The organism is Streptomyces tardus (assembly GCF_018101125.2).
In the GTDB taxonomy this organism is placed as follows: domain Bacteria; phylum Actinomycetota; class Actinomycetes; order Streptomycetales; family Streptomycetaceae; genus Streptomyces; species Streptomyces tardus.
In genome coordinates this window covers 2531762-2546074 of the sequence record NZ_JAELVF020000001.1, presented here as the reverse complement: position 1 = coordinate 2546074, position 14313 = coordinate 2531762, and the positions used below count along the sequence as shown (strand labels likewise).

Sequence of the window (14313 nt, the reverse complement as noted above, 5' to 3'; positions counted from 1 at the left end):
CCGAGTCGTGACCACCGCCCGTCCGCACTCCGCCGACCTCAACTCCGCGCGCCGCAGCCGGGAATGGTCCGAGCTGCCGGCCACCGAACCGGTCGACCTGCTGGTCGTCGGGGGCGGCGTGACGGGTGCCGGCATCGCCCTGGACGCAGCCTCGCGCGGACTGTCGGTCGTCCTCGCCGAGAAGCACGACCTCGCCTTCGGCACCAGCCGCTGGAGCTCGAAGCTGGTGCACGGCGGGCTGCGCTACCTGGCCTCCGGCAGCGTGGGGATCGCCCACGAGAGCGCGGTCGAGCGCGGTGTGCTGATCGAGCACACCGCCCCGCACCTGGTCCGTGCGCTTCCGCAGGTGATGCCGCTGCTGCCGGGTGTCAGCCGGCCGAACGCGGCGCTGGTGCGGGCCGGTTTCCTGGCCGGTGACGCGCTGCGGATCGCCGCCCGCACCTCCGCCGCCAGCCTGCCGCGTTCGCGACGACTTCGGGCCGAGCGGGTGCTGGAGTACGCCCCCGGGGTTGCGCGGTCGGGTCTGCGCGGCGGACTGGCGTTCTGGGACGGCCAGCTCTCCGACGACGTACGACTGGTGGTCGCCCTCGCGCGCACCGCGGCGGCATACGGCGCACGGGTGCTGACCCGCTGCGCCGCCACCGACGTCACCGGCGGCGGCGCGGTGCTGCGCGACGAACTCACCGGCGAGACAGCGCAGTTGAACGCGCGTACGGTGATCAACGCGGCCGGGGTCTGGGCCGGCCAAGTCGCCCCCGACATCGGGCTGCGGCCGAGCAGGGGCGCCCATCTGGTCTTCTCCCAGGAGGTGTTCGGCCCGCTCACCGCCGGGCTCACGGTGCCGGTGCCGGGCGAGACGAACCGTTTCGTCTTCGCGCTGCCCGCCCCCGAGCGCCGGGTGTACGTCGGACTCACCGACGAGGAGGCGCCCGGCGAGATCCCGGACGTGCCGCACGCCACCGACGACGAGATCGACTTCCTGCTGGCCACGCTCAACACCGCCCTGCACCAACCGCTCGCGCGCGAGGACCTCCTGGGCACCTTCGCGGGGCTGCGCCCCCTGCTGGACAGCGGTTCCGGCCGTACCGCCGACGTCTCGCGCAAGCACGCCGTGATCACCGGCCGGGACGGGCTGGTGTCGGTGGTGGGCGGCAAGCTGACCACCTACCGGCGGATGGCCGAGGACGCCCTGGACGCCGCCCTCGCCCGGGCGGAGCAGGCGGGCCGCCCCCTCGCGGCCGGACCCTGCCGCACCCGGCGGCTGCCGCTGGTCGGAGCGGCCGACCGCCCGACGCTCGCACGGGTCGCCGCGCCCCCTCGGCTGGTGGGCCGGTACGGCGTGGAGGCCGTCGACGTACTGGCTGAGGCCGAGGGCGAGCCGGAGCTGCTGCGACCGGTCGCGGACGGCGTGGAGACGATCGGCGCGGAACTGCGGTACGCGGTGCGCCGCGAGGGCGCGCTGGACGTGTCCGACCTGCTGGACCGCCGTACCCGCGTCGGCCTCGGCGCGACGGCCCGCACCCGGGCGGAGCGGATCGCCCGCGAACTGCTCCGCCGGTAGGGCGGCCTACCGGCCGCCACACCGGAGTCCCGAACCGGCCTCCGCGCTCCCGCCGTCCCGGCCCGGGACTCCGGTGCTCCAGACCGCTCGGCGCCCGGGGCGCGGAGGGCCCTCTTCGGTCGTACGAGGCCCGGGCCGTCACCCTCGTGGCTCCGGCGTGCCCCGCTGCAGTCGGACTTCCTCCGGCCTCCCGACCTCCGGACACGCGCCGATCCGCCCGGAATACCCTTCTCCAACCCACTTGCCCCTCGATGCGACATTCGTCACTCTGGTGTGAGGGGAGACTCGAAGGAGCAGCGTCGTGGACGATCAGGGTGAACTTTCCCGGCTGCTGACGGCAGCGGAGACGGCGGCCCCCGTGGAGGCTGTCGACGTGGTGGCCCAGGACCTCCTCCGGCGCTTCGGCGCCACACGCGTCTCCTTCCTCATCGTCGACCTGACGGGCAGGGCGATAGTCCCGCTCACCACCGCCTCCCAGCAGGAGTCCGTGGGTCAGGCGGACAGAATCGAGCTGCACGGCAGCGTCTACGAGCGCGTCGTACGCACCCAGCAGCTGTACCGCGAAACGACAACCTGGGGCGAACGGGTGATCTGCCCGGTCACCAACCGCGGCGACGCCATCGGACTCCTGGAGCTCCTCCTGCCCACCGGCCAGGACGAAGCAACCGTCCACGCGGTGGGCGAGGCCGCTCACGCCCTGGCGTACATCATGATCGCCAACCAGCGCTACACCGACCTCTACACCTGGGGAAAACGCAGCAGGCCGCTCACCCTGGCCGCGGAGATCCAGCACCAGCTGCTGCCCCCCTCGCTCACCTGCGAAGGGGCGCAGTTCGCGCTGTGCGGAACCATGGAGCCCTCGAACAGCATCAGCGGCGACACCTTCGACTACACGCTCGACCGCGACACACTCCACCTGTCGCTGACCGATCCCATGGGCCACGACATCGAGGCAGCGCTGGCGGCGACGATCCTGGTGAGCGCCCTGCGCGGCGCCCGCCGCAACGGCGCGGACCTCCTCGAACAGGCCCGGCAGGCCGACCAGGCGCTGGCCGCCCACGGCCCGCCGGGCCACGCCACCGGGCAGCTGGTGCGCGTAGACCTCCACACCGGGCAGGCCCGGCTGGTCAACGCGGGTCACCCTTGGCCGCTGCGGATGCGCGACGGCATAGTGGAGGAGGTCGCACTGGAGGTGGACCCGCCGTTCGGTCTTCCCGTGCCCATCCCCCACCCTCACCGGGTCCAGGAACTCGACCTGCGCCCCGGTGACCGCCTGATCATGCTCACCGACGGCATGCTCGAGCAGGACGCGGAGAGGGTGGACCTGGCCGCAGTGCTGAAGGGCACCCGGAACCTCCACCCGAGGGAGACCGTGCTGGCGCTCACCTCCGCGGTCCTGGACGCGGTCGACGGTCGGCTGGAGGACGACGCCACGGTGCTGTGCCTGGACTGGCACGGGTCAGGAGAGACCGAGCGACAGGTGGCCTCCGGCGCCGACATCCGGCAGGCCTCGCCCCGCCGCACGGCTCCGTAGGCCACCCGGATCGCACAGCTCGGGGTCTCGATTCGGCTGCCTTTCGTGCGCCCGAGCGGCGCCCCCGCCGGACCTGTTCGGCGGCCGAACCGCAGGTCGGCCTCGATGTCACCGGGCACGCGCGCTCCATGCAGCCACCCGCACACTCCTCGTCCTCACCCGTGCACGAGACACTTCCGCGCGTCACTCGATCCGGGCGGTGCCCGACGCACACCGCCCGGATCGGGTGACGCCCCCCGGGCGGACGGCGGTGCCGGTGCGGCAGGGGCGGCCCGGCGCGGTACGTCTGCCTCGGTAGCCCCGTACGCGCCCGCGTACCGTCTCGGAAGGCAACCGGCATGGCAGCTCCTCCCACCGGGTTCCGCAACCGGCACCGCTCCCCCGCGCGGGCCGGCGCCGCGCCCTCCCCGCGTCCTCGCCCGCGCTCCGCGGTGCTCGCGCTCGCTCTGGCTCTCGTCGGCTCGCTCGCCCTCGCCGGCAGCTCCTCGGCGGACGGGTCGGCCGGTACGGCCCCGCTCCGGTCCTCCTCCCCCTACACCGGCGAGCCCGCCGTTCCGGCGCCGGTGCTCGCGCTCAAGGTCGACAACTCCGCCCGCGCCAGGCCCCATGTCGGTCTCGAACGGGCCGACATGGTCTACGTGGAGAAGGTCGAGGCCGGGATGAGCCGGCTGATGGCCGTCTACGCGAGCGAGCAGGCCCCGGTGGCCGGGCCGGTGCGCAGCGCCCGGGAGTCGGACCTGGAGCTGCTGCGGCAGTTCGGACGGCCCGCGCTGGCGTACTCCGGTGTGCAGAAGAAACTGCAGCCGCACATCGAGCGGGCGCCGCTGTACCCCGTACCCCAGGAGAAGAACCGGGACGCGTACTTCCGCGACCAGGACCGTCCCTCGCCGCACAACCTGTTCATGCAGTCCAGGAAGGTGCTGGACCTCGCGCCGCGGGCGAGTCTGAGCCGGGACATCGGGCTGCGCTTCGGCCCGGCTCCCGCGGGCGGACGACCGACCCGGCAGGCGAGCGTCAGCTACGACGCGGCGAGGACCTCCTTCGAGTGGTCGCCGAAGCAGCGGCGCTGGCTCGCCTCCTTCGACGGTGAACCGGCGATGAGCGCCTCGGGAGCGCGGCTGGGCGGACGGACGGTGGTGATCCAGCGGGTGACGATGCGCGACTCGGATTTCGGCGACTCCACCGGCGCCGTCACCCCGTACATCGAGACCCTCGGCGAGGGCACCGCCACGGTGCTGCGCAACGGACGGGCGTACGAGACGCGCTGGGAGCGGGCAACGCCGCAGTCCGGCACCGTGTACCGGCTGGCCGACGGCAGCCGGATGCCGTTCGCCGCCGGCCAGACCTGGGTGGTGTACGCCGACCGCTGAGCCCCGCGGGCGGGCGGCGGGCCGTACGTCGCACCCGGCCCCGGCACCCGGCACCCGCCCGCCCTGCCGCGACCGCCGCTGCCGTGCCGGCACCGAAATCGACTTGACTTGAAGCTTCCTTCAACTTCTATCGTCGTGGCATCAACGGCAACCGAAGGTGGCAGTCATGTCGATGGAGATGTCCGCGTGGAGCTCGCTCTACAACGCGAACCACGCGCTGGAGGACCAACGCCCGTTCTCCCGTGCTGCGTTGCGGCGCATCGGGCGGTTCGCCCAGCCGCATCGCCGGCAGATCGGGCTCTTCCTGGTGTTCAGCACGGTCACCGCGATGCTCGCGGTCGCCACACCGCTGCTGGCCGGACGGGTCGTCAACGCGATCACCGGCTCCGAGGAGCAGCGGGTGGTGGTTCTCGTCGCCGCGCTGATCGCGCTGATCGCGGTGGCCGAGGCGGGGTTCGGGCTGGTGACGCGGTGGCTGTCGGCACGCATCGGCGAGGGGCTGATCCTCGATCTGCGGACGACCGTCTACGACCATGTGCAGCGCATGCCGATCGCCTTCTTCACCCGCACCCGCACCGGGGCTCTGGTGAGCCGGCTGAACAACGACGTGATCGGCGCGCAGCGCGCCTTCAGCGACACCCTCTCCGGAGTGGTCGGGAACATCGTCACGGTGCTGCTCACTCTGGTCGTGATGCTCCAACTGTCGTGGCAGATCACTCTGTTGTCCCTGGTGCTGCTGCCCGCGTTCGTCGTGCCGGCACGGCGCATGGGCGCCCGCCTGGCACAGCTCAGCCGTGAGGCCGCCGACCACAACTCGACCATGAGCACTCAGATGACCGAGCGCTTCAGCGCCCCCGGCGCCACCCTGGTGAAGCTCTTCGGCCGCCCCCGCGAGGAGTCCCGCGAGTTCGCCGCGCGCGCCGGGCGCGTACGGGACATCGGGGTGCGCCGCGCGATGCTCCAGATGTACTTCGTGACCGCGCTGACGCTGATGTCCGCCCTGGCTCTGGCGCTGGTGTACGGGCTCGGCGGCTGGTTCGCACTGAACGGCACGCTCGCCGCCGGCACGGTGGTCTCCCTCGCGATGCTGCTGACCAGGCTGTACGCCCCGCTGACCGAACTGGCCGGGGCGCGAGTGGAGGTGATGAGCGCCTTCGTCAGCTTCCAACGGGTCTTCGAGGTGCTGGACCTCAAGCCGCTGATCGAGGAGCACGAGCACGCGGAGCCGGTGCGGGAGGGCCCGGTCTCGGTCGAGTTCGACGCCGTCGGCTTCGCCTACCCGTCCGCGGACCAGGTCTCGCTCGCCTCCCTCGAAGAGGTCGCGACGCTGGACAGCAGGGGCGGCGAGCAGGTGCTCTTCGACATCGACTTCCGCGCGGAGCCGGGCGAGTTGGTGGCGCTGGTCGGCTCGTCGGGCGCGGGGAAGTCGACCATCGCCCAACTCGCGGCCCGGCTCTACGACACGGACAGCGGCGCCGTACGCGTCGGCGGGCGCGATGTGCGCGAGCTGACCGCGGAGTCGATGCGCCGCACCGTCGGAGTGGTGACGCAGGACGGCCACCTCTTCCACGACACGATCCGGGCGAACCTGCTGCTCGCGGCACCCGAGGAGGACGACGCGGCGCTGTGGGACGCTCTGCGCCGCGCACGGCTGGACGGGCTGATCGCCTCGCTTCCGGACGGCTTGGACACGGTCGTCGGCGAGCGCGGCTACCGGCTGTCGGGCGGCGAGCGCCAGCGTCTGACCATCGCCCGGCTCCTGCTGGCACAACCGCGCGTGGTGATCCTCGACGAGGCGACCGCGCACCTGGACTCCACCTCCGAGGCGGCCGTGCAGGAGGCGCTGACCGAGGCCCTGGAGGGACGTACCGCGGTGGTGATCGCACACCGTCTGTCCACCGTGCGCGAGGCGCACCAGATCCTTGTCCTGGAGCAGGGCCGGATCGTCGAACGCGGTACCCACGAGGAGCTGTTGGCGCTGGACGGCCGGTACGGGGAGCTGTACACGACCCAGTTCGCGGGTGCACCGCCCGCACCCACGCCCGCACTGGAACACTGACCCGCCCCCGCCGGCCCGCACCATCCGCCACGGCGCCACGGCGCCACGGCGTCGCGGCGTCGCGGCGTCGCGGCGTCGCGGCGCCGTGGCGTCACGATGGTGCGGGCCGGCGGGGGCGGGTCAGTGTTCCAGTGCGGGCGTGGGTGCGGGCGGTGCACCCGCGAACTGGGTCGTGTACAGCTCCCCGTACCGGCCGTCCAGCGCCAACAGCTCCTCGTGGGTACCGCGTTCGACGATCCGGCCCTGCTCCAGGACAAGGATCTGGTGCGCCTCGCGCACGGTGGACAGACGGTGTGCGATCACCACCGCGGTACGTCCCTCCAGGGCCTCGGTCAGCGCCTCCTGCACGGCCGCCTCGGAGGTGGAGTCCAGGTGCGCGGTCGCCTCGTCGAGGATCACCACGCGCGGTTGTGCCAGCAGGAGCCGGGCGATGGTCGGCGAGAAGACCGTACGGTCTTCTCGCCGACCATCGCCCGCAGCATGCGCTGCGCCATCACGATGTCCACGACCGTGCCGTGGCTGACCGGACGCACGACCCGGATGTGCGAGGGGGTGCGGCCGGACATCCGCTCGGCCGGCGTACCGACCGCGATCAGCGCGCCGGACATCACGTTGACGGCGACGATGGACGGCTCGTCCACGACGAGCCCCGCACCCTTGAGGTGAACCCTCGTCCTGGACGCGCCGAGGTCGACAGCGACGGTGCAGCGGCGCAGTTGGTCTGGGCTGAGATACACGGCGGTCTCCCCGCGGACGACGTCGATCGGTGTCCGCACGTCCCCTCGTCCGGCCCAGCTGAGCGGGCAGGCGGGGCGCGGCCGCCGGACGATGAGACCTACCGATCGACGTCGTCCGCGGGGAGACCGCCGTGTATCTCAGCCCAGACCAACTGCGCCGCTGCACCGTCGCTGTCGACCTCGGCGCGTCCAGGACGAGGGTTCACCTCAAGGGTGCGGGGCTCGTCGTGGACGAGCCGTCCATCGTCGCCGTCAACGTGATGTCCGGCGCGCTGATCGCGGTCGGTACGCCGGCCGAGCGGATGTCCGGCCGCACCCCCTCGCACATCCGGGTCGTGCGTCCGGTCAGCCACGGCACGGTCGTGGACATCGTGATGGCGCAGCGCATGCTGCGGGCGATGGTCGGCGAGAAGACCGTACGGTCCTGGCGACTCAACCCCCGTCTGCGCACCGCGGTCTGCGTACCGCACGAGGCCGACCCGCTGGCCCAGCGCGCCGCGATCGAGACGCTGACCGGGGTGGGCGCCAGACGAGTGCTGCTGGTGGACACGCTCATCGCGGCGGGGGTGGGGTGCGGGCTCCCGGTGGAGGAGCCGGAGGCGACCCTGATCGTGCTGTGCGGTGCGGCGGCGACCCAGGTGGCCGTGCTGTCGATGGGGTCGATCGTCGCGGCCGCGAAGGTGCCGGTCGGCGGGGAGACCATCGAGCAGGCGATCATCCAGCATCTGCGGAACCACCACGAGCTGGTGCTGCCCAGTCAGTCGGTGCGTACGCTGCGGCTGGACGTGGCGACGGGGGGCCTGAACTCGCCGCAGGGAACGGTCGTGCACGGAAGGGACGTGGCGACCGGCCTCGGACGGAAGGTGCAGATCGACCCGGCCGAGGTGCGCGAGGTGATGGCCGCTCCGCTGACCTCGCTGGTCGACGCGATCCGCAGTGTGCTGCACCGCTGCCCGCCCGATCTCGTGGCCGACCTCGCCGACAGCGGCGTGACACTGGCCGGCGGCAGCGCGTTGCTGCCGGGACTCGACGAGCAGCTGCGGCAGGCGACGCGGATGCCGGTGCAGATCGCCGAGGACCCCTCGACCGCGGCAGTCAACGGTCTCGCCGCGCTGATCGAGGGCAGGGTCAAGCCGTTGAACCTGGACGCGATGGCTCTCTGAGCATCCGACCGAGCTCCACCCGCGGAACGCCCGCCACCGCTGCCGAGCGGAGGCGGGCGTTCCGCGTGCGCAGGTCAACAGGCCTTTGGGGCGCCCGCGTTCAAGCCTTGGAGCCGACGGAGGCCGCCGAGCCCGAAATCTCGCCCCGAACAAGCCCGTGCCCGGGTTATTGACGTGCTCTCCTCAAAGCAGTTAACTCACAGGGCCGGCAAAGGTCCGTACCTTCATGGATCGCGCGAGCCGTACGCGAGACGGCTCTCCCCCGCGTTCCCCCCACCACACACGAGGTCACCGACATGCCCGTTTCGCTCACCCCACGCAAACGCAGGAAGCGCTCCACTGCGCTGGTCACCGGCGGACTCGCCGCCGCACTGTGCTGGTCGCTGCTCGGGTCCGCGGGCCCGGCCGCAGGCGAGCCCGAGCCGAAGGCCGACGCCAAGCCGATGGAGGTCCTCTTCGAGGACCAGTTCGACGGCTCCGCCGGCTCGGCGGTGGACGGCTCCAAGTGGCAGCTGGAGACCGGCGACAACGTCCACAACCAGGAGCGCCAGTACTACACCGGCGGCAACGACAACGCCGCACTCGACGGCAACGGCAATCTCGTCATCACTGCCCGCAAGGAGAACCCGGCCAACTACCAGTGCTGGTACGGCACTTGCGACTACACCTCGGCCCGCCTGAACACCTCGGGCAAGTTCTCCGCGCAGTACGGCAAGGTCGAGGCGCGCATCAAGGTCCCGCGCGGCCAGGGCATGTGGCCGGCGTTCTGGATGCTCGGTGACCGCTTCAGCGAGATCGACTGGCCGTACTGCGGCGAGATCGACATCATGGAGAACGTCGGTTTCGAGCCGTCCACCGTCCACGGCACCCTGCACGGGCCCGGCTACTCGGGCGGCGAGGGCATCGGTTCCAGCTACACCCTGCCGGACGGCCAGCAGTTCGCCGACGACTTCCACACCTTCGCCATCGACTGGGCGCCCGACAAGATCGAGTGGTCGGTCGACGGGAACGTCTTCCAGACCCGCACCCCGGCCGATCTGAACGGCAAGGAGTGGGTGTACAACCAGGGGTTCTTCATGATCCTGAACCTCGCCGTCGGTGGCCTGTGGCCGGGTGACCCCGACGACTCGACGCCGCTCCCGCAGGAGCTGGTGGTCGACTACGTACGGGTCAGCGGCTCGGAGTAGTCCGCGCCAAGTCCGCGTCAGGCAGGTTCGGAGCGCAGTGCCTCCGGACGACCGCGACGCACACGCAGCTCAACCGTGCATCGCGGGCGCCCGGAGGCCCCGGACAGCCCGTCGTCGTGGCCGTGCCGCCACGGCGACGGGCCCTGCCTCGTAGCCGATGTCCGCGCCCTCCTCGGTGCCGGTGAGCACCTGGTAGAGCCGCTGCACGTCCTCGGGCAGATCGCGACGCCACCCCAGCGAGACGACCGGCCACATCATCACCATCCCGCCGGCCAGCCACGAGGTGACCTGCACACCCACCCTGCACCCCGTCCCCTGCGGCCAGACGCGGAAGTCGAAGCGCGGCATCTGGCTGCCCAGCGGCGTCCACATGCGCTGGCCCAAGTAGCCGACGCTGACGTTGTGTTCGTAGGCGCAGCACTCCAGCCGGAAGCTGCGGTGACGACCGGGGAAGCGGTACTTGTACGCACGGCGTTCGGCCAGCGCGGACTCGTCCGGCTCCTCGGGCCCGTCGGGGCTGATCTCCGTCACGCCGCTGTGCCAGCGTGGCAGATTCCTGCCGTCGGCGAGGAAGTAGAAGACCTCGTCGACGGGCAGCGGGATTGAGACATGGACCTGCACCTGCGGCATGTGGCACCTCCTACGAGCGGGGCGTCGGATCGGCTGCGACCCGTACGCCCGGCTCCCCGTCCCGCGTGTACCTCGGTAAGCCAAGCGTGGTCGGATATGAGATATATGTCCCTTTGGGGTCGGCCATTCGAGCGACCCGCCGACGGGGGTGCGGACCGTCGGCCGGTCAGGTGTCGAACCGGTTCGCCCGCAGGGCCGTCCGAGCCGCCCGGAGTGCGGTCGGAACGGTTTGCGGGCGGGCCCGCCGGGTGGGCCGGGCCGGGCCGGTCGCTCGGACGGGCCTGGTGCGGGTAGCCCGGGCCCGCTCGGACGGGTCGCTCGGACGGGTCGCTCGGAGTTGCGACGGGTCGGCGGGAACGGGTCGCCACCGCTGTCGGCCGAACCGGTCGCCCGGAGGGGGTGTCAGAACGGGTCGGCGAGCAGCAGGCCGAAGCCGTCGCCCTGCCACCACTGCCGCACCTCGAAGCCGGCCGCGGCCAGCTCACCGGTCAGCCCCTCCCGGCTGAATTTCACCGAGATCTCGGTCCGCATCCCCTCACCGCGTTCGAACTCCGCACGCAGCGGCGGATCGGTCAGCACGACCCGTTGCGCGACGCGCGAACGCAGCCACATCTCCACCCGGGACCGCTCCGCGTTCCACCGCGCACGGTGGTCGAAGGCGTCCGGGTCGAAGTCCGCGCCGAGCTCCCGGTTGAGGACGTGCAACACGTTCTTGTTGAACTCGGCCGTCACACCCCGGCTGTCGTCGTAGGCCCGCACCAGAACGTCCGGGTCCTTGACGAGGTCGACGCCCAGGAGGAGGGCATCGCGTCCGGGGGTCAGCAGTCGGCGCAGCGAGGCGCAGAAGGCACGGCGCTCGGCGACGTCGAGGTTGCCCAGGGTGCCGCCGAGGAAGGCGACCAGGTACGGGCCGCTGCCCGGCGGCGTCAGATCGGCCTCGTAGTCGGTGACGACGGCGGAGACCTCCAGCGAGGGGTAGTCGCGGCACAGTGCCTGCCCGGCCTCGGCCAGCGCGTCCGGGCTGACGTCCAGCGGCGCGTACCGGGCGAGTGCGCCGTGCGCCAGCAGTGCGTCCAGCAGCAGCCGCGTCTTGCGTGAGGAACCCGAGCCCAGCTCCACCAACGTCGCGGTGTGCGGGGCCAGTTGGGCGACCTCGCCGGCGCACCGCTGGAGCAGGCGCTGTTCGGCCCTGGTCGGGTAGTACTCCGGCAGCTCGGTGATCCGCTCGAACAGCTCGCTGCCCCGCGCGTCGTAGAACCACTTGGGTGGCAGCGTCTTCGGAACAGAGGTGAGCCCCTTGAGCGCGTCCGCCCGCAGCGCGTCCGCGAGGTGGCCCGGGGGCAGTCGGTGGCTGAGCGAGAAGCGCGGCTGTGCGGTGTTCGATGCATTCATGGCGTGGCGGTCCTCTCGGTGGCAGCTGCCTGGGCGGGCGGCACGGCGGCGGGGGCGAGGGGGCGGAACCGCACCGGCTCGTCGTGGGCGACGGTCACGAGCGTGTGGTCCGGTACCTCGCGCCAGCCCGCGCTCGCGTCCGGTTCGGAGGCGAGCACCACCCCGTCCGCGTCGGAGCGGCACCAGAGGGTGTCTCCGTGGCGCACAGCGGTGAGCCGCGCGCCGTCGGTGAGCAGGATGTTGAGACGTACGCCGGGCCGCAGCGCGGCAATACGGGGCACCAGCTCGGCCAGCACCTCGGCGGCCGGCTCTCCCGTCAGCAGCCGGCGGTGGATCAGCAGCCAGAGGAGCGCGCTGTCGCACCGCGCCTCCATCCAGAGCAACTCCTCGGCGGAGAGCGGGAGTCGGAGCTCGTCCGGCAGCCGCTGCCAGCTGGGAACCGCGCCGTTGTGGCTGAAGAGCCAGGGCCCGCACCGGTACGGCGCGGCGGCGGACTCGTCCTGACTGGTGCCGGGCGTGGCGTCCCGCACCGCGCCCAGCACGCAGCGCGAACGCACCGTGCGGGCCAGGTCCGGGAGGTTCTGGTCGGCCCAGATGGGCACCGCTCGGCGGTAGCGGGCGGGCGGCGGAGCGGCAGCGTTCGGGCGATGGTCCGGCGGCGCGGCGTCGGACCACGTGGTCGCGGTTGTTCCGGGCGGGGGTGGGGGCGGGTACCAGCCGAGGCCGAAGCCGTCGGCGTTCACGGTGCCGTACCGCTGCTGCCGCGGCGCCCAGGACTGCTCGTACAGGCCCTGCGGCGGGTGGATCAGCTCGGTCAGCGGCAACTCGCGGCCCAGATACGCGAAATGACGACACATCAGCTCTCGGTCCGCTCGTCGGCCGCGCTGCCGCCGCGGGGATCGGGACGGGAACGGGGATCGGGGTCGCGGCGGGGATCGGGGTCGGCGCGAGGGTCGCGGGCAGGGACGGGGTCGCGGGCAGGGACGGGGTCGCGGGCGGTGCGGAATCCGGCGAAGATCTGGCGACGAATCGGCAGGTCCCAGTTGCGGAAGGTGGCGCGGCAGGCCACCTCGTCCGTACCGAAGGAGCCGCCTCGCAGCACCTTGTAGCGACCGACGCCGTCGCTGCGGCCCGGATCGGGTCCGGTGGAGGGGAAGAAGACCTCGGAGTACTCGGCGTAGGGGTGGGCCCTGAAGCCCGGGTAGGCGGTGAAGTCCGAGGACGTCCACTCCCACACGTCGCCCAGCAGCTGCCGTGCTCCGGTGGGCGCCGCACCCGCCGGGTAGGCGCCCGCCGGGGCCGGTCGCAGATGGCGCTGGTTGAGGTTGGCGTGCCGCTCCCGCGGCGGCTCGTCGCCCCAGGGATGGCGGCGCGAACGACCCGAGGCCGGATCGTGGCGGGCGGCCTTCTCCCACTCCGCCTCCGTCGGCAGCCGCCGGCCGGCCCACCGGGCGTACGCGTCCGCCTCGTACCAGCAGACGTGGAGCACCGGCTCCGCCTGCGCCACCGGCTCCAGCCGGCCGAAGCTGCGGCGCAGCGTGCGCCCCTCCTCGACGCGCCAGAAGAGCGGGCCCCGCAGCCCGGCCCGGTGCACGTACGCCCAGCCCTCCGGCTGCCACCAGCGCGGATCGTCGTAGCCGCCCGCGTCGACGAACTCCTGGTACGCACCGCAGGTCACCGGGGCGGTGTCCAGCCAGTAGGGCCCCAACTCGACCAGGTGAGCCGGGCGTTCGTTGTCCAGCGCCCAGGGGTCGGCGTCGGTGCCCATGGTGAACGGCCCGCCAAGGACGAGGACTTCGGCCGGCAGCGGTTCGTCGCTGCCCTCGCCGGGCGGGGGCGGTGCGTGAAGTACCGGTTCACCGCGCCGCAGTTGGTGGGTGGCGAGCATGGTCTCGTCGTGCTGCTGCTCGTGCTGGGCGACCATCGCGTGCAGGAAACCGTGTGCGGTCAGCGTGTCCTCGTCGTCCAGCGGAAGGTCCGCCAGGATCCCGAGCGAGAGCCGTCGGACCTCGTCCACGAAGGCACGGGCCTCGTCCGGCGACAGCATCGCCAGTGCGGGGCGATCCGCCCGAGGGGTGCGGAACGCGTCGTAGACCGCGTCGAGTTCGGGACGCAGCGCGGGCCGGTCACCGGCCGCGCGGACGAGCCAGATCTCCTCCTGGTTGCCGATGTGCGCGAGGTCCCAGACCAGCGGTGACATCAACGGCGAGTGCTGCGCCGTGAGTTGCTCGTCGTCCAGGCAGTCGGTGAGCGCCCGGGTGCGGTCGCGGGCACGGCCGAGCGCGGCCCGTACGGCGTCACGTGTGCGTTCGACGTCCGCCGCCGGCGGCGCGGTCTCGGCGGGGGCGGAGCCCGGCGCCGCGCCGCGGGGCGGGGCGGTCTGCGCCGCGGAGCGGGCGGGCGCTTCCGGCGCGTCGGGCACTTCGGCGCGGGCTTCGGGTGCTCCTGCGCGATCCCCGGGTGCGTCCGGTGCGTCCGGTCGTCCGGGCTCGGGGGCGGGGGCGGAGCCCGGCGCCGCGCCGCGGGGCGGGGCGGTCTGCGCCGCGGAGCGGGCGGGCGCTTCCGGCGCGTCGGGCACTTCGGCGCGGGCTTCGGGTGCTCCTGCGCGATCCCCGGGTGCGGTCGCGGGCACGGCCGAGCGCGGCCGATGCCCCGCCGACCCCGAGTTGGGCCCTGCCGT

General features: G+C 72.6%; 10 protein-coding genes and 2 pseudogenes. 6 read left to right on the top strand and 6 right to left on the bottom strand.

Annotated elements, in window-relative coordinates:
* Positions 1-7: 7 nt before the first annotated feature.
* From JGS22_RS10865 to JGS22_RS10850, 4 genes are all read left to right on the top strand, one after another.
* A complete protein-coding gene (locus JGS22_RS10865) occupies positions 8-1561 on the top strand; it encodes a glycerol-3-phosphate dehydrogenase/oxidase (protein ID WP_216815081.1) in 1554 nt (517 codons plus the stop codon).
* Positions 1562-1862: 301 nt separating this feature from the next.
* Positions 1863-3095: a PP2C family protein-serine/threonine phosphatase gene (locus tag JGS22_RS10860; RefSeq protein ID WP_308405611.1), complete on the top strand. Its 1233-nt coding sequence runs from the start codon at positions 1863-1865 to the stop codon at positions 3093-3095.
* A gap of 338 nt (positions 3096-3433) precedes the next feature.
* Positions 3434-4465 (top strand): DUF3048 domain-containing protein, encoded by a 1032-nt coding sequence (locus JGS22_RS10855; RefSeq protein ID WP_211042779.1) that lies wholly within the window; start codon positions 3434-3436, stop codon positions 4463-4465.
* Between the two features lie 166 nt (positions 4466-4631).
* A complete protein-coding gene (locus JGS22_RS10850; RefSeq protein WP_211042777.1) occupies positions 4632-6524 on the top strand; it encodes an ABC transporter ATP-binding protein in 1893 nt (630 codons plus the stop codon).
* A 120-nt stretch (positions 6525-6644) separates the two neighbouring features.
* Here the strand turns inward: JGS22_RS10850 and JGS22_RS10845 are convergent.
* Positions 6645-6959: pseudogene (locus JGS22_RS10845) on the bottom strand (ABC transporter ATP-binding protein); the annotation flags it as partial.
* Positions 6959-7261 (bottom strand): annotated as a pseudogene (locus JGS22_RS10840) (rod shape-determining protein); the annotation flags it as partial. The pseudogenes JGS22_RS10845 and JGS22_RS10840, both read right to left, overlap by 1 nt.
* A 131-nt stretch (positions 7262-7392) precedes the next feature.
* Between JGS22_RS10840 and JGS22_RS10835 the strand changes: the two are divergent.
* Both JGS22_RS10835 and JGS22_RS10830 read left to right on the top strand, forming a co-directional pair.
* Positions 7393-8424: a rod shape-determining protein gene (locus tag JGS22_RS10835; protein WP_211043647.1), complete on the top strand. Its 1032-nt coding sequence runs from the start codon at positions 7393-7395 to the stop codon at positions 8422-8424.
* Between the two features lie 296 nt (positions 8425-8720).
* Positions 8721-9611, top strand: coding sequence for a glycoside hydrolase family 16 protein (locus JGS22_RS10830; RefSeq protein ID WP_211043649.1), 891 nt, complete (start codon positions 8721-8723; stop codon positions 9609-9611).
* A gap of 69 nt (positions 9612-9680) precedes the next feature.
* On the opposite strand, the gene JGS22_RS10825 is transcribed toward JGS22_RS10830, so the two are convergent.
* From JGS22_RS10825 to egtB, 4 genes are all read right to left on the bottom strand, one after another.
* Positions 9681-10241: an SRPBCC family protein gene (locus JGS22_RS10825; RefSeq protein ID WP_211043651.1), complete on the bottom strand. Its 561-nt coding sequence runs from the start codon at positions 10239-10241 to the stop codon at positions 9681-9683.
* A gap of 402 nt (positions 10242-10643) precedes the next feature.
* Positions 10644-11633, bottom strand: a complete 990-nt coding sequence (gene egtD / locus JGS22_RS10820; RefSeq protein ID WP_211043653.1) for an L-histidine N(alpha)-methyltransferase — start codon at positions 11631-11633, stop codon at positions 10644-10646.
* Complete coding sequence (locus tag JGS22_RS10815) at positions 11630-12490, bottom strand: class II glutamine amidotransferase domain-containing protein (RefSeq protein WP_216814939.1); 861 nt, start codon at positions 12488-12490, stop codon at positions 11630-11632. The genes egtD and JGS22_RS10815 overlap by 4 nt, the downstream gene beginning before the upstream one ends.
* Positions 12490-14055 (bottom strand): ergothioneine biosynthesis protein EgtB, encoded by a 1566-nt coding sequence (gene egtB / locus JGS22_RS10810; protein ID WP_216814938.1) that lies wholly within the window; start codon positions 14053-14055, stop codon positions 12490-12492. The genes JGS22_RS10815 and egtB overlap by 1 nt, the downstream gene beginning before the upstream one ends.
* Positions 14056-14313 lie beyond the last annotated feature (258 nt).